Genomic DNA, 16,845 nt, shown 5'->3' on the forward strand with positions numbered 1-16,845 from the left:
CCTATCCGTCGTCCCAGACGTGTCTAGCACCGGCCAGACAGGGAAGACCAGAAACGGATGATCGGTCAGTAGAAAAACTCTTCCCGGACAATCTTGCCGTCAGCGAAGTGGTAAATCGCAACTTCGCGCATATCGAAGCTTTCTCCGCTGTCTTTCATCTTGCCCTGCACTTCGAAAATCACGGCAAACCGATCCTCTCCATGCAGAAAAGGCCCGGCTATGTCGCCACCTGTCACTTCGGTGGAACTCTCCCACCAATCATGTTTTCCTTTGATGGCGTCCAGCCCGTGTGCTTCGCGACCCATGCCTTGCTGGTCCGCCGCTTCTACTGACACCGCATCGGCAGCATAGAGCTTATCCAAATTCGCCTTGGCACGGTTTTCGCGACATCCGGCAACCAGTTCCTCTGCAATCTCTTTCAAATTCATCGGTTATCTCCATTATTTGTTCACTATATGTTCTCACTCTCACATTCGACCGATTCGATCCAGCCCCTATGTCTTGCCTCGGCAGGATTCCCCCCCTATACGCGCGTTTATGCTTGATACCTCGAACCAACCCTCTCTGCCGCCCGAGATCGCCCGGCGCCGGACCTTTGCCATCATCTCGCACCCGGATGCGGGCAAGACGACATTGACGGAAAAGTTCCTGCTGTATGGGGGCGCGATTCAGATGGCCGGTCAGGTGCGCGCCAAGGGTGAGGCACGCCGTACACGATCGGATTTCATGCAGATGGAAAAGGATCGCGGGATCTCGGTCTCAGCCTCGGCCATGTCCTTTGATTACGGGAATTTCCGGTTCAATCTGGTGGACACCCCCGGCCACAGCGATTTCTCGGAAGATACCTATCGCACGCTGACCGCGGTGGACGCGGCAGTGATGGTGATCGACGGCGCGAAGGGTGTGGAAAGCCAGACACAGAAACTGTTCGAGGTTTGCCGCCTGCGCGATTTGCCGATCCTGACCTTCTGTAACAAGATGGACCGCGAAAGCCGCGATACGTTCGAGATCATCGACGAAATTCAGGAAATGCTGGCCATCGACGTGACCCCCGCCGCCTGGCCTATCGGCGTCGGGCGCGATTTCATCGGCTGCTATGACATGCTGCGCGACCGGCTGGAGCTGATGGACCGCGCTGACCGCAACAAGGTGGCGGAAAGCATCGAAATCAACGGGCTGGACGACCCGAAACTGGCCGAACATGTACCCGAACATCTGCTGGAGAAGTTGCTGGAAGAGGTCGAAATGGCGCGCGAGTTGCTGCCCAAGCTCGACCCGCAAGCCGTGTTAGAGGGGCATATGACCCCGATCTGGTTCGGCTCGGCCATCAATTCCTTTGGTGTAAAAGAGCTGATGGAGGGCATTGGCGCTTACGGACCGCAGCCACAAGTGCAGTCGGCCGAACCGCGTCAGATTGCACCCGATGAGAAGAAAGTGGCCGGGTTCGTCTTCAAAGTTCAGGCCAATATGGACCCAAAACACCGTGACCGTGTGGCCTTTGTCCGCATGGCAAGTGGCCATTTCAAACGCGGCATGAAACTGACACATGTGCGGTCCAAGAAACCGATGGCAATCTCGAACCCGGTGCTGTTTCTGGCCTCCGACCGGGAACTGGCAGATGAGGCCTGGGCTGGTGACATCATCGGCATCCCTAACCACGGGCAATTGCGCATTGGCGATACGCTGACCGAGGGTGAGGCGCTGCGCGTGACCGGCATCCCCTCTTTCGCACCCGAGTTGTTGCAAGGGGTGCGGGCGGGCGATCCGCTCAAGGCCAAACATTTGGAAAAGGCGCTGATGCAATTTGCCGAGGAAGGCGCCGCCAAGGTGTTCAAACCCTCCATCGGGTCTGGCTTTATCGTGGGCGTCGTCGGAGCGCTGCAATTCGAAGTATTGGCCAGCCGGATAGAGATGGAATACGGCCTGCCTGTGCGGTTTGAGGCGTCTCAGTTCACCTCGGCCCGCTGGGTCAGCGGCGACAATTCCGAAGTCGAGAAATTCGTCAACGCCAACAAGCAGCATATCGCCCATGATCACGACGGCGACATCGTCTATCTGACGCGGTTGCAATGGGATATCGACCGGGTTGAGCGCGACTATCCGGCGCTGACCCTGACAGCCACCAAAGAGATGATGACCTAACGCCATGCGCGCGCAGGGGCGTCCGAGCTGGGGCATTGTCGCGACGACCCGCGCGCCCCTGCCCGACATCCTGCGCTTTGCTGCCTATCATCTGGATTTGGGCGCGGATCGGGTGCATCTGCTGTTGGACGAGCCTAATCGACGTGCCGTGCGCATTCTGCGGCAAAACCCCAAGATCGATATCCGGGTCTGCTCAGATGACTATTGGCAGCGGCGCAAAATCGACCGCCCCGACAAGCATCAGGTGCGCCAGTCCAAAAATGCCGACTTCATATACCGTCAGACCGATGTGGATTGGTTGGCGCATATCGACGTCGATGAGTTTTTGTGGCCCAAAACCCCAATCCCTGATCTTCTGCACGACATCCCAGACGACATCCCCGCTGTCCGTATCCGCCCTATTGAGGCTTTGGCGGGTGACGACGATAGGTACAAAGCCTTTATCCCCGAAGGACCACGGCGCGCCGCTTTGGTTGAGGCGTTATACCCGAACTATGGCCCTTTTCTGGTGTCAGGATTCCTGAGCCATACTCAAGGCAAGCTATTCGTTCGCACCGGCTTGCCCGAGATCAGCGACCGTATCCACACTATTTTTCAGTACAAGCAGCTTCTGCCCTGCAATACCGAACTGCCTCAGATCGATCTGTGCCACCGGCATGCCCCAAGCTGGGATCACTGGATGTCGCATTACCGGTATCGGTTGCAACATGGGTCATACAAACCCGGGCTGAAACGCAATACGGCACGTGCGCTTGGCGGGTTGAACAAACATGAATTGCTTAGCTGGATCGAGGCCGAACAGGGCCAACCGGGGCTGCGTGCCTTCTATGATGAGATGAGTGCAGCAAATCCAGACGTGCGTGCGCGGTTGGAAAAACACGGCCTGATCCTGCACCGCCCCCTTGCGCTTGATCAAAAAGTCTTGAAACATTTCCCTGGAACCCGCTGAATTGTTGCGCAAAAACCCGAAAGATCCTTCACCTTTGCCTTGGCTTCACGCTCTTGATTTGACCCTGCCGCACGATTTTGTTATGCCCCGCCAAAGCCGAAATGCGCATGACGCGCATGGCCATCCGGGCCCGGCAGTTTTCAGACGCGCGGGCCAGGTCAAGTGTCCGCATTAACCGGACATACATGACAAAGTTTAACGAACTGAACCTGAACCCGAAGGTCCTCAAAGCCATTGAGGAAGCCGGATACGAAACCCCCACCCCGATCCAGGAAGGTGCGATACCGCCCGCTCTGGAAGGGCGCGACGTTCTGGGCATTGCGCAGACAGGGACTGGCAAAACCGCCAGTTTCACCCTGCCGATGATCACCTTGCTGGCGCGTGGCCGTGCCCGGGCGCGGATGCCGCGCTCGCTGGTCCTGTGCCCGACGCGGGAACTGGCGGCGCAGGTGGCCGAAAACTTCGACACCTATACCAAGCACCTGAAACTGACCAAAGCGCTGCTGATCGGCGGGGTCAGCTTTAAAGAGCAAGAGGCGCTGATTGATCGCGGCGTCGATGTACTGATTGCAACCCCAGGTCGCCTGCTGGACCATTTTGAGCGCGGCAAGCTGTTGCTGACCGGTGTTCAGATCATGGTGGTGGATGAAGCCGACCGGATGCTGGATATGGGCTTTATCCCCGATATCGAACGCATCTTCTCGCTCACGCCTTTCACCCGCCAGACCCTGTTCTTCTCGGCCACCATGGCGTCCGAGATCGAGCGGATCACTGACACCTTCCTGTCGGCCCCTGCTCGGATTGAAGTCGCGCGTCAGGCCACCGCGTCCGAGACTATCGAACAGGGCGTTGTCATGTTCAAAGGCGGTCGCCGCGACCGCGAGGCCAGCGCCAAACGCAAGGTTCTGCGGGCGCTGATTGATGCAGAAGGTGAAAAATGCACCAACGCGATCATCTTCTGCAACCGCAAGACCGATGTGGATATCTGCGCGAAATCGCTGAAGAAATATGGCTATAACGCCGCTGCCATCCACGGCGATCTGGACCAGTCGCAGCGGATGAAAACACTGGACGGCTTCCGTGATGGATCACTGCGCCTGTTGGTCGCCTCGGATGTGGCTGCACGCGGACTGGATATTCCCTCCGTCAGCCACGTGTTCAACTTCGACGTCCCGGGACATGCCGAAGACTATGTTCACCGGATTGGCCGCACAGGTCGTGCCGGACGTGAAGGCAAGGCGGTGACCATTTGTTCGGGTCGTGATGAAAAAGCCTTGGATGCGATTGAAAAGCTGATCCAAAAGGAAATCCCGCGTCTCGATAACCCGGTCAAGGACGAGCCCAAGCCCGAGAAAGCCAAGCCCGAAAAGCAGGCCGACGCCAAAAAGCCCGAGCGCAAGAAAAGCGACGGCAAGAAGGGCGAAAGCAAAAAGGGACGTGGCCGGCGGGACGACTCTGGCCCGGCTGTCGTCGGGATGGGAGATCACCTGCCCAGCTTCATAGCGCTCAGCTTTGATGAGCGTCGCGCCAGCTAGATCGCCAGCACCAGCGCCAGGATCGAAATCCCCAAAAGTGTCATCCCGGCAATCTCGCGCCGTGTGATCGTCTCGCGGAAAAACAGGATCGAGGCCAGCAGGCTGAGGATCAGTTCAACCTGTCCCAGCGCTTTGACATAGGCAGCATTTTGCAGGGTGAAAGCGAAGAACCAGCAAAATGATCCGCACAGGCTGGTCAGCCCGACAAAGACGCCGGTGTTCCGGGTCTCCCAAACCGCGCGCAACTCGGCCCGGTCACGCCACAAGAGCCACAGCGCCATGCTGATGAACTGAAAGCTGACCACAGCCGCCAGCGTAACGAGGGCACGAAACCAGGCGTCGATATCACCAAGCTGCAAAGACGCCCCGCGATAGCTGACCGAGGACACTGCAAACAGCACCCCCGACCCCAGACCCAGCTTTGAGGCACGATTGGTCAGGTGCTGCCACCACGCGCCCTGACCCTCAGGGGGTTTGGACAGCAGCAAAACCGCTGCCAGCCCCAGAAGGATCGCCACCAAAGCGCCTGAAGACACCTGATCGCCCAGCACCAGAAAGCCGACAATGGCGGTCTGGATGACCTCGGTCTTTTTGAAGGTGATGCCGACGGCAAAATTGCGCTGTTTGAACAGGGCCACAACACAAATCGTGGCAAGGATTTGCGACGTCCCACCCGCCACAGCAAACAGCCAAAACCCCGCGCTTAGCTCCGGCAAGGGCAGACCGCTGAATTGCAGGGCCAGAACCAGCGCCAAAAGCGCCAGCGGCAGAGAATAGGCAAAGCGCGCGAAGGTGGCCCCTGCTGCGGTCAGCCGCGTTGTGCTCAGCGATTTCTGCAGCATGAAGCGCACGGTTTGAAATCCGGCGGCTGCGAGTGTGACGGGAACCCATAAACTCATGGGCTCCCTTGTGTCGGGAAATTATTGCTTTGGCCAGAGCGGATGCGGCACCGGGTCTTTGGCCTTCAGCAGGTATTTGCGAAACACGTCGCTGTAAGACCGGTAGACATAGGCCTCATTGCAGGCCAGATACCTGTCTTTGCCCTGCGCGTAGAGGCTAGGCAATTGGTACCACGGCGCCTGTGGGTTCATGTGATGAACGACGTGCAGATTGTTGTTGAGAAACAGAAAAGCCAGCGGCCCCCTGTCTTCGATGATCACCGTTCGGGCACGAGATTTTTCGTGCGCACGATGTTCCAGAAACGTGCGGATCTTGACCAGTCCGAGGCCAATATAGGCTGACAGAACAAAGCCCCAGACCGGCATCGGCGAAAGCGAAACGATCCAAAGAACAGCGACGACCCCCGGCAGATGTAGCGCCCAGGCCAGCAGGATCGCTCGGTCGCCACGCCTGATCCCGCGTAATTCGTCGCGTAGAAACAGCGCCTGCCCGATGGTGGGACCAATCAACATGCGCCCCAAAAGCGTGTTGTTGATCCCGCAAATCATCTGCACCGCTCGCGGCAAACCGACCCAGATCTTTGGGTCCATATAGTTGGATTCGGGATCATCATAGGGATCGGTCAGCGTTGCATCCTGATGATGCGCCAGATGCAGATCGCGAAAGCGGCCATAGGGAATGAACAGCGTCAAGGGCAGTGCCATGAGCGCCTCGTTGAGCCAGTTCTGCTGAAACGGGTGCCCGTGTAACGCCTCATGCGTCAGCGATGAATGCAGCGCGGCCACAAGTGCCATTACCGGTATCGCCAACCAGAGCGGCAGCAGGAAGATGGTGATCAACCATGACGCATAGCAGCCCAGGATCAGTGCAAATGTGCCCCATTCGGACCCTGCGCGCTCAGGCATGTCTGCCCCAGGCAATACCGGCCCAAATCCGTTCATAGGTCACGTACATCGCCAAGCCAATGACGGTGTTCGCCACGGCCAATGTCCCACCCAATGCCAACGAGCCGGTAGTGACCAACCCGACACCCGACATGACAATCAGGCCCATCGCATTCCACAGCATTGCTTTCACGACTGATCTGCGTCGTGTTTCCATTCCGTCACCCTAGTTTTTGTTATGTCTTCACAGCTACGTGATCAGCCGCCGGGTGGAAATTCTGAATACAATTAACAAAATTCATCAAATGTGATATTTGTCATCGCATGCTGGATAAACTAGACAAACGAGACCGCGCTGCCCAATTTCGTCTGCGCTTGGCCCAGGCGATGGAGGAGCGTCAGATCAGCCAAAGCGCGCTGGCGCGTGATATCGGCGTGGACCGTTCGACCGTGTCGCAGCTTTTGACCGACGCGGGCGCGCGCTTGCCCAATGCTCATGTGGTCGGCAGTTGCGCTTCGGCCTTGGGTGTGTCCGCAGATTGGCTGCTGAGCCTTTCGGACCGACCCGAAAGCGCGGCTGAGCTGCTGGCCAGCTCCCTGACCATGACCGAGGCCCCCCGCGCATTGGTGGATGAACGTATTTTCGAATGGCACAAGATGGCTGCCGGCTACAAAATTCGCTATGTCCCGGCGACCCTGCCCGACATGCTCAAGACGCGCGCGGTGTTGGAATGGGAATACGCGCCGCACCTGGGTCGCACAGCCGATCAGGCGATCGGAGCATCCGAGGATCGGTTGAAGTGGATGAGAGAGGCGCAATCCGACTACGAAATCGCAATGCCATTATTCGAGATCCGCAGCTGTGCCCTCGGAACGGGGTATTACGAAACGCTACCGCTCCAAGCCCGGCTGGAGCAGATCGACCACCTGCTTGCCCTGTGCGACCAACTCTATCCGCGCCTGCGGATCTACCTGTTTGACGCCAAGCGGCTTTATTCCGCGCCGTTCACACTGTTTGGTCCGCAACTTTGCGTCTTTTATGCTGGCAGCCACTATATGGCTTTTCGCGACCGGGACAGGATCGAGCTGTTTACCCGACATTTCGACCACTTGGTGCGTGAGGCAAGCCTGACCGCCCGAGAATTTCCTGCGCATCTGCAAGAGCTGCGTTCTCAAATCGTCGCCTGAAACGTGCGGTTGGTGCCTTTTTGCGCTATACTTGATGTGCGCGAACCACTGACACGTCACTTCACCTTGGAAGGAGGATGGCAATGGACGCTCTCAGAACCGCAGAATACGCCCGGGCCCTTTTTGCAGCACATGGTGACAAGGCCGAAGCAGAAGCTGCCCAAAAAGAACGCGAAAGTCACGACGCTGGAGACACTGATCAGGCGCAGAACTGGCAAGCTGTACGGCGCGCAATCCGGCAGATCCGCGGACCAAATCAAGGATAGCTAAAGCTTCGGGTCCGGATTCACGGTGAACCCGTCAACTGCAATCACCTGGCCCGAAACCAGCCGTGCTGCATCCGAGGCCAGAAAAACTGCCATATTTGCGATATCATGCGCTTCGACAAAGCGCCCCATCGCAGTGCCTGAGGCATAGCCGTGATAGACCTGATCCCGGGTCATCCCTTTTGCCGCTGCTTCACGGGTCAGCACGCCCTCCATCCGTGGACCTTCGACAGCACCGGGGCAGATCGCGTTGACGCGGATGCCATGCGGTCCAAGCTCCATCGCCAATGTCTTCATCAATCCAATCACCGCCCATTTCGCAGCGGCATAGGGCGCGCGGAAGGGATAGCCGTGCTGCCCTGCGGTTGATGAGGTCAATATGATGCTGCCAGACCCGGCGACTTTCATCAGCGGCGTCGCGTACTTCGCGGCCAGAAATGCTCCGTCCAGATTGACTGACACACAGGTGCGCCACGCGTTCAGATCGATATCTTCAATCGCGTCAGTTGGCCCTGCGATCCCGGCATTGGCGCACAGCACGTCCAGCCCGCCCGCTGCTCTGATCGCATCGAACAGGGCGCGCATCTGGGTTTCGTCACTGACATCGGCATGGTGCGCGTACCAATGACCGGGAACCGCAGCAAGTGCCGCAGGATCGATATCGCTGACCCAGACGTCATAGCCCGCGCGATCAAAGGCCTCTGCCATGGCCCGGCCAACACCCGAAGCCCCAGCCGTCACCAAAACACGCCCGGTCATGCAGGTTTCCGAATGGCCGCCCCTGCCCCTTCAGGGTAAGGCAGACCGGCCTGAGTCTTGGCGATCCTCGTCAACGCCAACTGAATCTCGGTCGAAGGCGGGCATGGGCGACGGGTTTCAAGACTGACATGCAGCATGAAACTCTCGGCCGTCGCCAATAGGGTTTCGCGATGGTACATGCTGTGAAAAACGTGCAGTTTTTTGCCCTGCCCCAGCAGCATCTGCGTTCTTATGTCGATCCGGTCCCCGGCATGTGCCTCTTGCACATAACGGAGATGGTTTTCGGCGGTGAAATAGCTGCCGCCCGACCGGATATAGTCGCTATCGCAGCCAATCACCTCCATGAACCGGTCACTCGCCGCAGAGAAGGCCTCCAGGTATTTCGCCTCGTTCATATGGCCGTTGTAATCCGCCCAATCCAAAGGAACCGCCCGCGACAGCGTCAGGATCGGCTGGCTCAGATCCGCCTGGTCCAGCGTCGGCAAAGCGCCCGGTTTCAGCGTCGCATCATGCTGGTTCAGCACCGCGCCCGCGCCCCAGTTCTGAGCCTTGAGCGCGCGCATCATCCCGACCAGATTGTTGTCGCGGATGCGTTCAAGTTCGCGGATCGAGTGCATCCCCGATTGTGCGTCCGACTGATCGGCGATCAAGTCAACCAGCTCATCGGTAAACTCGGGCACATCCATCAGCTTCGTCCACGGCCACTTTAGCGCCGGGCCGAATTGCGCCATGAAATGCCGCATCCCGGCCTCGCCCCCGGCCACGCGATAGGTCTCGAACAGCCCCATCTGAGCCCAGCGAATGCCGAACCCCATACGGATCGCCTCGTCAATCTCTTCGGTGGTGGCGATGCCGTCCTTGACCAGCCACAAAGCCTCTCGCCAGACGGCCTCAAGAAAGCGGTCGGCGATATGCGCGTCGATCTCTTTCTTCACATGCAGCGGGAAGAAGCCAAGTGATTTCAGCAGCTCCTGCGCACGCGCAATCATCTCGGGCGGGTTTTGATCGGTTGGCACCAGTTCGATCAGCGGCAACAGGTAGACCGGGTTGAACGGGTGCGTCACCACAATCTGCGCGGGGCGTAGCGACCCCTCCTGCAACTCGGACGGTTTGAACCCACTGGTCGAAGACCCGATGATCGCGGCTGGATCACACGCCTCCTGCAAACCCCTGTAGACCTTCTGTTTCAGGTCCAGCCGCTCCGGCACGCTTTCCTGAATCCACGAAGCCCCCTGCACGGCCTCGGCCATCTCCTCATGAAAACTCAGCGCGCCCTCAGGCGGCAACGGCACATCGCTCAACCCGGGCAGAGACCGCCGGGCATTATCCAGAACCTCACCAATCTTGCGCTCTGCCTCGGGGTCCGGGTCAAACACCCGCACATCCCAACCATTGAGCAAAAACCGAGCAGCCCACCCGCCGCCGATTACACCACCGCCGATGATCGCTGCTGTTTTCATGTGATATCCTCAAACTTTCCATGCTCGGTACGCAAAGCGGACCGGGCCGCGCCCGACCCTCCCCCCGGGAGGGCGCATTCGCACCCACCCAGGGTCGGTCGCGGCCCCTATGTTTCGCTTACTTCGCCACCGGCGCGCGTTTCACCAGCCCCAGCTTTTCCCGCACCTCCTGCGGCCCGATCACCCGCGCGCCCATATTCTCGATGATGGTCCCGGCGCGTTCGACCAATTGCCAGTTCTCGGCCAGCACGCCCTTGTCCAGCCACAGATTATCCTCCAGCCCGACGCGCACATTACCCCCCGCCAGCACTGCTGCGGCCACATAGGCCATCTGGCTTCGACCCAGCGAAAACGCACTGAATGTCCAGTCATCGGGCACGTTGTTCACCATCGCCATAAAGGTGTTCAGATCATCCGGCGCGCCCCACGGCACTCCCATGCAGAGCTGCACCAAAGCCGGGCTGTCCAGCACGCCGTCCTTCACCAATTGCTTGGCGTACCACAGATGACCGGTGTCAAAGGCCTCGATCTCGGGCTTCACGCCCAGATGTGTCATCATCCGCCCCATCGCCTGCAACATGCCGGGCGTGTTGGTCATCACGTAATCGGCTTCGGCAAAGTTCATCGTGCCGCAATCCAGCGTGCAGATCTCGGGCAGACATTCCGCCACATGCTCTACCCGCGCCGCTGCCCCGATCATGTCGGTGCCATCCTCACGCAACGGAAGCGGAGCTTCGGTCGGGCCAAACACCATATCTCCGCCCATCCCGGCGGTTAGGTTCAGCACGACATCAACCTCGGCCTCGCGAATCCGGTCCGTCACCTCGCGGTACAGATCCAACCGGCGGCTCGGCGCACCACTTTCAGGGTCGCGCACATGGCAATGCACCACCGCCGCACCCGCCTTTGCCGCGGCAATGGCGCTTTGGGCAATCTGCGCCGGTGAGCGTGGCACGTGTGGGCTGCGATCCTGTGTTCCGCCCGAGCCGGTGACGGCGCAGGTGATAAAGACCTCACGGTTCATTTCCAGTGGCATGGCGTTTTCCCCAGCTTATACCCGGTTTTGCCTTGGGTTTTCCCCAGGCTTTTCCCCGGCAATCGATTTGCACTTACACGCGAGTCTGGCGCAGCCTTGGGGCAACACTTGCCAGAATGCGAATCAGACTTGATGAAATCCGCAAAAAACATCCTCCAGCCCGAACATCGCGCCCTGAAAACGGCGGTTTTGGTGCTGGATGACTGCAACACACTCAGCTTTGCCTCGGCCGTCGATCCGATGCGCGCGGCCAATAGGCTGGCGGATCGCCCGGCGTTTGACTGGGACTACGTGACCGCCACGGGCGCTCCGGCGACGCTTACCAGCGCGCTGACGGTGCCGGGCATCCCGCTGGCACGGCTGCAAAGCTGCGACCTGATGATTGTCGTCGCCGGGTTTCAACTGGCCCGCCACGCCACGCCCAGCCTGCTGGCAGGCCTGCGCCGCATCGCAGGCACAGGCGCCACATTGGCCGGTATCGACGGCGGCCCCTGGCTGCTGGCCGAGGCGGGTCTGCTGAACGGCCACGCGGCCACAACCCATTGGGAAGACCTCGACAATTTCGCCGTCCGCTTCCCCGAGGTTGACGTGCGCCCCGACCGTTTCACCGTGTCCGACCAGCGCCTGACCTCGGGCGGTGCGATCCCGGCGGTTGAGATGATGCTTCACATCATCGCCGCTCGCCACGGCGCAGGGTTCGCTGCCCGCGTCTCGGGCCTGTTCCTCTATGATGGCGCGCCCGCGCCCACCAAACCGCAAAGCCGCACCGGAGCCCCGCATCGCCACACGGCCCTGACCGCCAAAGCCAACGCGTTGATGGAAGCCTCGCTCGACGAGCCCCTGCCTCTGGCTGAAATCGCCGAGACCCTGGGCACCAGCCCGCGCACCCTGCAACAACAGTTCCGCCTGCGCCTGAACACCACACCGCAAGATCATTACCTGCACCTGCGCCTGGCCGAAGCCCGGCGTCTGGTCACCGATACCGACACCCCGCTGATGGAGGTGGCGCTGGCCACCGGCTTTGCCTCACAATCCAGCTTCGCCCGCGCCTTCCGCACCGCCCACGGCCTCTCGGCCCGTGACCTCAGACAAGAACGCGCCACGCCAACCCCGCACTGATCGGGTCAGGCCTCATCGGGCCCTAAATATCCCGGAGGCGAATTGGCCCAACGGACCAAGTGGAGGCAGCGCCCCTTTCGCCTTGAGCTTGCGTGTCGAAGCATCCCCAAAACCTGGGTAGCGGCACAGAACGGGCAACCAACCGCGCCAATTTGCTTACCTTCGCTACGCGGTTACGGATATCTAAAATGCGGGACTTTTCTGCCGTATGGCTGTCGAGCACGAAGGTCTGCTCCCACGAGATTCCCGGACTTTCAAGATCGTGATATTCAGAAAGCAAGACCGAAGTTTGTAGTGAGCTGCATGCGGTTCAAGGAAACCCAACCCGGCACGCCAGAAGATAAGGAACCTAACGCCGAAGGTATAGTCAAAAGACAGTGCCGGTTCTGTGTCTTAAGATAGCTTTTATGCAAAAGAGAATCACCATTAAGTCCCCAAATCTAAAACGGCTGAGCGCTGCCTCATTGGCGGCCTTTCTCATCTCTTCCCAAAATGTGCGCGCTCAAGCCGCTGGTGCGGAAGAATTGGCCAAACAACTGTCGAACCCAGTCGCCGACCTTATCAGTGTGCCGTTTCAATTGAACTACGACGAAAACATCGGCGTGGACGACAGCGGCTCAAGATGGACACTCAACATCCAGCCTGTCGTCCCGATCAGTCTCGGCGGCAACTGGAACTTGATTTCGCGCACGATCTTGCCGGTTATTTCTACGGAGGGCATACTTCCTGGGTCGAGCAGTGAAACGGGTTTAGGGGACACGGTTCAGAGCTTTTTCTTTTCGCCGAAGCAGCCGACATCCGGAGGATGGATTTGGGGCGCCGGACCGGTCTTGCTACTACCGACATCGACGGATGACACTCTGGGTGCAGGTGAGTGGGGGGCGGGTGCGACAGGCGTCGCCCTGCGCCAGCAAGGCCCGTGGACCTATGGCGGACTGGCCAACCATGTATGGGACATTGGCGGCGACATGGATATCAGTCAGACTTTCGTTCAGCCCTTTCTTTCCTACACGACGCCTACAGCGTGGTCGTTCACGATCAATAGCGAGTCCACCTATGACTGGGAGAGCGAGCAATGGTCCGTCCCGGTGAATGTGATTGCGTCCAAGGTTACGCAAATCGGCGGGCAGCTGGTGAGTGTTGGGGGCGGGCTCCGCTACTGGGCCGAAAGTTCGGATGGCGGGCCGGAAGGCTGGGGCGTGCGGCTGCAACTGACATTTTTGTTTCCAAAATAATCGCTTCCAAAAATCGGAATCCTGACGATCAGCGTCGCGACCCCGTCTATCAGCCCAGGTAAATCGAATAAGATATTTACTCTACACGCACTCGGCACGAAGAAGTGAATAGTCAAAGGGCCGCTTCGCCGCAGATTTCTGCCGTTCATTCAATCCGCAGCAAATTTCACATTGGGCTCATAGTTTGATTTCGCCGCACCACGACCCAATGGCCCGAAATGGCCGAAAGGTGCGGAATTGACTCGCGATTGAGGCCTGTTTCCCTTAGCTCAACACGCCTCAGAACGGCATTGGAAAGGCCTTATGGGCCGCATCTATGTCGTCCATCACCTCTTGTGACAGCTCAAGGTCCAGACCGTTCAGGATATGCGCAAGCTGTACCTCTGTGGTGGCCCCAAAGATGACCGAGCCCATGAACGGGCGGGTGCGGCACCAGGCTAGGGCCATGTGCACCGGATCCAGACCGTGCCGATTGGCCACGTCGAGATAGGCGGCAACCGCCTCCAGCACACGGTCCGAGTTGCGCCCGCCCATGCCGGGCACCAGTGACATGCGCGAGCCGTCGGGTACGGCGCCGCCTTGGTACTTGCCCGACAGGAACCCAGCCGCAAGAGGTGAGAAGGCCAGAAGGCCTACATCTTCATAAACGCACAGCTCGGCCAGATCCGTATCGAACAGGCGGCACATCAGCGAATACTCGTTCTGGATCGAGGCCACGCGCGGTGTGCCCGTCTCCTCTGACAGGCGCAGCCATTGCGCTGTGCCCCAGGCGCTTTCGTTTGACAGGCCGAAGGCACGGATATTGCCCTTGTCCACCTGCGCTTGCAGCGCTTCGAGACAGGCTTGCATATCCGCAATTACCGCCGCGCGATCCCCGCCTGATGGATCATAGCCCCAGTTTTGCCGGAACATGTAACTGCCGCGATTGGGCCAGTGGAATTGATAGAGATCGATGCAATCGGTCTTCAGACGGCGCAAAGAGCCTTCGACCGCCTCAGCAATCGTTTCGTCCGAGATCGGCGCACCATCGCGGACATGCATGAAGCCTTCGCCCGAATGTTTGGTGGCCAGCACATAATCACCGCGCCGTGCCGCATTGGCCGCGTTCCAGTTTCCCAGGATCTCTTCGGTCAGCCCCACCGTCTCTTTTGACACAGGGTTCACCGGATACATCTCGGCCGCGTCAACGAAATTGATGCCAGCATCCAGCGCCATATCCATCTGACGATGGGCTTCAGCCTGGGATGTCTGCGTGCCAAAGGTCATGGTGCCAAGGCACATATCCGACACCGAAATTCCGGTGCGCCCCAAGGGTTTCATTTGCATCTGAAATTCTCCTGCATATCTACGCGGGCCGCGTTCAGGCCTCGGCCTTCTTTTCCCAGCGCCCTGTTTCCTCTGACCAATATTGCGCTGAACACCCTGCGCCGGTCAGCGTTTTCCACTGTCCGCGTGCGTGCTGCACCGCGCGCTCGTCTGTACCGTCAAACAGGATGCAGACGCGCTCCAGCGCCGAGACCTCATCGGCCTCGACCGGCGCGCCATCCACTGCCATCACACAGACCGCGCCGTTGGCAGATTGCGTTTCGGTGGTCAGCAAGACCGGCTGCTCTGCATCATGCGGCCCACCGGCGCGACCATGGGGCAGAAAACCGTCCTCTGCCCCCAGCCACAGCTTTTCGTCCAGCCAGTCCATTCGCGCGGGATCGGTGCCGCGCACCGCGATCCGCCACCCGGCTTGCCGCGCCTTGTCCAGCAATACCGGCAAAGTGCGCTCCAGCGGCTGCTGGGTCAGGTGATAGAAATAGACGGCGCCCATGGTGTCTTACTCGAAATTGTCCTGCACAAACCGGCTGAGCGCACGCACGCCCCAACCGGTCGCCCCTTTGGGGGCGTAGGATGTCTCAGCCGCGACCGAGGCAACACCGGCGATGTCCAGATGGATCCAGGGCGTATCCTCTTTTACAAAGCGTTGCAGGAACTGCGCCGCGGTGATCGAGCCTGCGGGGCGACCGCCCACATTTTTCATATCCGCGATACGCGACTTCAGCTGTTCGTCATATTTCGCACCCAAGGGCATCCGCCACGCGCCTTCGTCTTCGGCTTTGGCGGCCTTGAGGAAGGCCTCGCAAAACGTGTCGTTGTTCGAGAAGACGCCCGCGTTTTCATGGCCGAGGCCGATGATGATCGCGCCCGTCAGAGTGGCAAGATCGATCATGCCGACCGGGCTGAAACGTTCCTGCGCGTACCACATCACGTCACACAGAACCAAGCGGCCCTCGGCATCGGTATTGATGATCTCGACCGTGTCACCTTTCATCGAGGTCACAACGTCGCCCGGACGGGTCGCATTGCCCGAGGGCATGTTCTCAACAAGGCCCACCAGCCCCACCACATTTGCCTTGGCCTTGCGCTTGGCCAGCGCGCGCATGGCTCCGGCCACAACACCGGCACCGCCCATGTCCATGGTCATGTCTTCCATGCCGCCCGCCGGTTTCAGCGAGATCCCGCCAGTGTCGAACACCACGCCTTTGCCGACCAAAGCCAATGGGGCGTCACCCTTTGCGCCACCGTTCCACTGCATCACCACGACCTTGGACGGGCTGACCGAGCCCTGCCCCACGCTCAACAAGGTGCGCATGCCCAGTTCAGCCAGTTGATCTTCTTCTAGAACCTCAACCTCAAGGCCAAGCGCTTTCATCTCGGCCAGGCGGTCAGCGAATTCGGTGGTGGTCAGAACGTTGGCAGGCTCATTGGTCAGATCACGTGTCATCCGCACGCCATCGGCGACGGCATAAAGCGGTGCAAAGGCGGCCTCGGCTTCATCGGATTTGTTGTGGCAGATGGTGACAGCACCCAGAGGATCAGCTTGCTTGGTCCTGTGCGCGTCGAAATCATAGCTACGCAAAACAACGCCAAGTGCCAGTTCTTCGACCCGGTTCTGACTGTCCGCTGACACCAGAACCGGTTTCCCACCTGCAAGCTTGGCCAGCTTGGCCCCGATCTTGCGGGCTTCGATGGGCTCAGGACGCCGCGACAGAACCAGCAGTTGCAATGCCTCGGCTGCCAGCCCGCTAGGCCATGCCATTGTGACTACTTGCCCGGTTTTCACTTTCTCAAACGCCTCGCTTTCCAGCAGCCGGGCCACGGCCCCTCGGGTCAGGCGATTGGCCCGGCGCGCCGCTGGCCCCATTTTCCCGTCTTCGGTCACGATGACAGCCACATGCCCTTCGGCTTTGGCGATCAGGTCCAGATCAACGGGTTGAAAAGTCACGGCGGGCAAAAGGCTCATGAGGTGCTCCTGAGAATTGAATTGCCTAAGACCTAGCTCGCGCGATCGCAGTTGACCAGATAGCAGTTTTCCCCGATCAG

17 protein-coding genes are annotated in these 16,845 nt (G+C 59.4%); 7 read left to right on the top strand and 10 right to left on the bottom strand.

Translation table 11 applies throughout. From position 1 onward, the window contains the following. Positions 1-65 precede the first annotated feature (65 nt). A complete protein-coding gene (locus GOW40_RS09160) occupies positions 66-428 on the bottom strand; it encodes a SnoaL-like domain-containing protein (protein WP_171129835.1) in 363 nt (120 codons plus the stop codon). A 109-nt stretch (positions 429-537) separates the two neighbouring features. Between GOW40_RS09160 and GOW40_RS09165 the strand changes: the two genes are divergently transcribed. The 3 genes from GOW40_RS09165 to GOW40_RS09175 all read left to right on the top strand — a co-directional run bounded on the left by GOW40_RS09165 (position 538) and on the right by GOW40_RS09175 (position 4,626). Continuing rightward, positions 538-2,142 (top strand): peptide chain release factor 3, encoded by a 1,605-nt coding sequence (locus GOW40_RS09165; protein ID WP_171129837.1) that lies wholly within the window; start codon positions 538-540, stop codon positions 2,140-2,142. A gap of 4 nt (positions 2,143-2,146) precedes the next feature. Then, complete coding sequence (locus GOW40_RS09170; protein ID WP_171129839.1) at positions 2,147-3,091, top strand: glycosyltransferase family 2 protein; 945 nt, start codon at positions 2,147-2,149, stop codon at positions 3,089-3,091. 185 nt (positions 3,092-3,276) lie between these two features. After that, positions 3,277-4,626, top strand: a complete 1,350-nt coding sequence (locus tag GOW40_RS09175; protein ID WP_171099490.1) for a DEAD/DEAH box helicase — start codon at positions 3,277-3,279, stop codon at positions 4,624-4,626. On the opposite strand, the gene GOW40_RS09180 is transcribed toward GOW40_RS09175, so the two are convergent. The 3 genes from GOW40_RS09180 to GOW40_RS09190 are packed head-to-tail and all read right to left on the bottom strand — an operon-like array spanning position 4,623 to position 6,627. Continuing rightward, on the bottom strand, positions 4,623-5,525 hold the full coding sequence (locus GOW40_RS09180; protein ID WP_171129841.1) for an EamA family transporter: 903 nt from the start codon (positions 5,523-5,525) through the stop codon (positions 4,623-4,625). The two genes, GOW40_RS09175 and GOW40_RS09180, sit on opposite strands and share 4 nt — an antisense overlap. A gap of 21 nt (positions 5,526-5,546) precedes the next feature. Beyond that, positions 5,547-6,431, bottom strand: a complete 885-nt coding sequence (locus tag GOW40_RS09185) for a fatty acid desaturase (RefSeq protein WP_171129842.1) — start codon at positions 6,429-6,431, stop codon at positions 5,547-5,549. Continuing rightward, complete coding sequence (locus tag GOW40_RS09190) at positions 6,424-6,627, bottom strand: DUF2061 domain-containing protein (protein WP_171099495.1); 204 nt, start codon at positions 6,625-6,627, stop codon at positions 6,424-6,426. The genes GOW40_RS09185 and GOW40_RS09190 overlap by 8 nt, the downstream gene beginning before the upstream one ends. A gap of 107 nt (positions 6,628-6,734) precedes the next feature. Between GOW40_RS09190 and GOW40_RS09195 the strand changes: the two genes are divergently transcribed. Further along, a complete protein-coding gene (locus GOW40_RS09195; RefSeq protein ID WP_171129844.1) occupies positions 6,735-7,598 on the top strand; it encodes a helix-turn-helix domain-containing protein in 864 nt (287 codons plus the stop codon). 83 nt (positions 7,599-7,681) lie between these two features. Next, complete coding sequence (locus tag GOW40_RS09200) at positions 7,682-7,864, top strand: hypothetical protein (protein WP_171099500.1); 183 nt, start codon at positions 7,682-7,684, stop codon at positions 7,862-7,864. Here the strand turns inward: GOW40_RS09200 and GOW40_RS09205 are convergent, their stop codons facing one another. The 3 genes from GOW40_RS09205 to GOW40_RS09215 form a co-directional block, all read right to left on the bottom strand. Then, positions 7,865-8,623, bottom strand: a complete 759-nt coding sequence (locus tag GOW40_RS09205) for an SDR family oxidoreductase (RefSeq protein WP_171129846.1) — start codon at positions 8,621-8,623, stop codon at positions 7,865-7,867. Continuing rightward, a complete protein-coding gene (locus GOW40_RS09210; RefSeq protein ID WP_171129848.1) occupies positions 8,620-10,083 on the bottom strand; it encodes a carnitine 3-dehydrogenase in 1,464 nt (487 codons plus the stop codon). The genes GOW40_RS09205 and GOW40_RS09210 overlap by 4 nt, the downstream gene beginning before the upstream one ends. A gap of 118 nt (positions 10,084-10,201) precedes the next feature. Further along, positions 10,202-11,119 carry a 3-keto-5-aminohexanoate cleavage protein gene (locus GOW40_RS09215; RefSeq protein ID WP_171129850.1) on the bottom strand — a complete coding sequence of 306 codons (918 nt, stop codon included), beginning with the start codon at positions 11,117-11,119 and terminating at the stop codon, positions 10,202-10,204. Positions 11,120-11,251: 132 nt separating this feature from the next. On the opposite strand from GOW40_RS09215, the gene GOW40_RS09220 reads away from it, so the two are divergent. Both GOW40_RS09220 and GOW40_RS09225 read left to right on the top strand, forming a co-directional pair. Beyond that, the gene (locus GOW40_RS09220) at positions 11,252-12,238 is read left to right on the top strand and encodes a GlxA family transcriptional regulator (protein ID WP_171129852.1); all 987 of its coding nucleotides are present in this window, start codon (positions 11,252-11,254) and stop codon (positions 12,236-12,238) included. Between the two features lie 407 nt (positions 12,239-12,645). Then, positions 12,646-13,473 (top strand): transporter, encoded by an 828-nt coding sequence (locus GOW40_RS09225; protein WP_171129854.1) that lies wholly within the window; start codon positions 12,646-12,648, stop codon positions 13,471-13,473. A gap of 279 nt (positions 13,474-13,752) precedes the next feature. Here GOW40_RS09225 and GOW40_RS09230 read toward each other — a convergent pair whose 3' ends face one another. From GOW40_RS09230 to GOW40_RS09240, 3 genes are read right to left on the bottom strand one after another with little or no spacing between them, the layout of a single operon-like run. After that, positions 13,753-14,799, bottom strand: a complete 1,047-nt coding sequence (locus GOW40_RS09230; RefSeq protein WP_171136435.1) for an aldo/keto reductase — start codon at positions 14,797-14,799, stop codon at positions 13,753-13,755. Positions 14,800-14,833: 34 nt separating this feature from the next. Beyond that, on the bottom strand, positions 14,834-15,292 hold the full coding sequence (locus GOW40_RS09235) for a DNA polymerase III subunit chi (RefSeq protein ID WP_171129859.1): 459 nt from the start codon (positions 15,290-15,292) through the stop codon (positions 14,834-14,836). 6 nt (positions 15,293-15,298) lie between these two features. Then, the gene (locus GOW40_RS09240; RefSeq protein WP_171129861.1) at positions 15,299-16,765 is read right to left on the bottom strand and encodes a leucyl aminopeptidase; all 1,467 of its coding nucleotides are present in this window, start codon (positions 16,763-16,765) and stop codon (positions 15,299-15,301) included. Positions 16,766-16,845: the final 80 nt, after the last annotated feature.

This window comes from Ruegeria sp. HKCCA6707, from assembly GCF_013033515.1.
Classification (GTDB): Bacteria; Pseudomonadota; Alphaproteobacteria; order Rhodobacterales; family Rhodobacteraceae; genus Ruegeria.

Excerpts from the sequence above, each read along its gene's own strand:
- GOW40_RS09170 (WP_171129839.1), top strand. The coding sequence starts at position 2,147 with ATGCGCGCGCAGGGGCGTCCGAGCTGGGGCATTGTCGCGACGACCCGC.
- GOW40_RS09165 (WP_171129837.1), top strand. The coding sequence starts at position 538 with ATGCTTGATACCTCGAACCAACCCTCTCTGCCGCCCGAGATCGCCCGG.
- GOW40_RS09225 (WP_171129854.1), top strand. The coding sequence starts at position 12,646 with ATGCAAAAGAGAATCACCATTAAGTCCCCAAATCTAAAACGGCTGAGC.
- GOW40_RS09185 (WP_171129842.1), bottom strand. The coding sequence starts at position 6,431 with ATGCCTGAGCGCGCAGGGTCCGAATGGGGCACATTTGCACTGATCCTG.
- GOW40_RS09175 (WP_171099490.1), top strand. The coding sequence starts at position 3,277 with ATGACAAAGTTTAACGAACTGAACCTGAACCCGAAGGTCCTCAAAGCC.
- GOW40_RS09195 (WP_171129844.1), top strand. The coding sequence starts at position 6,735 with ATGCTGGATAAACTAGACAAACGAGACCGCGCTGCCCAATTTCGTCTG.
- GOW40_RS09215 (WP_171129850.1), bottom strand. The coding sequence starts at position 11,119 with ATGCCACTGGAAATGAACCGTGAGGTCTTTATCACCTGCGCCGTCACC.
- GOW40_RS09230 (WP_171136435.1), bottom strand. The coding sequence starts at position 14,799 with ATGCAAATGAAACCCTTGGGGCGCACCGGAATTTCGGTGTCGGATATG.
- GOW40_RS09160 (WP_171129835.1), bottom strand. The coding sequence starts at position 428 with ATGAATTTGAAAGAGATTGCAGAGGAACTGGTTGCCGGATGTCGCGAA.
- GOW40_RS09235 (WP_171129859.1), bottom strand. The coding sequence starts at position 15,292 with ATGGGCGCCGTCTATTTCTATCACCTGACCCAGCAGCCGCTGGAGCGC.
- GOW40_RS09200 (WP_171099500.1), top strand. The coding sequence starts at position 7,682 with ATGGACGCTCTCAGAACCGCAGAATACGCCCGGGCCCTTTTTGCAGCA.
- GOW40_RS09220 (WP_171129852.1), top strand. The coding sequence starts at position 11,252 with ATGAAATCCGCAAAAAACATCCTCCAGCCCGAACATCGCGCCCTGAAA.
- GOW40_RS09240 (WP_171129861.1), bottom strand. The coding sequence starts at position 16,765 with ATGAGCCTTTTGCCCGCCGTGACTTTTCAACCCGTTGATCTGGACCTG.
- GOW40_RS09180 (WP_171129841.1), bottom strand. The coding sequence starts at position 5,525 with ATGAGTTTATGGGTTCCCGTCACACTCGCAGCCGCCGGATTTCAAACC.
- GOW40_RS09210 (WP_171129848.1), bottom strand. The coding sequence starts at position 10,083 with ATGAAAACAGCAGCGATCATCGGCGGTGGTGTAATCGGCGGCGGGTGG.
- GOW40_RS09205 (WP_171129846.1), bottom strand. The coding sequence starts at position 8,623 with ATGACCGGGCGTGTTTTGGTGACGGCTGGGGCTTCGGGTGTTGGCCGG.
- GOW40_RS09190 (WP_171099495.1), bottom strand. The coding sequence starts at position 6,627 with ATGGAAACACGACGCAGATCAGTCGTGAAAGCAATGCTGTGGAATGCG.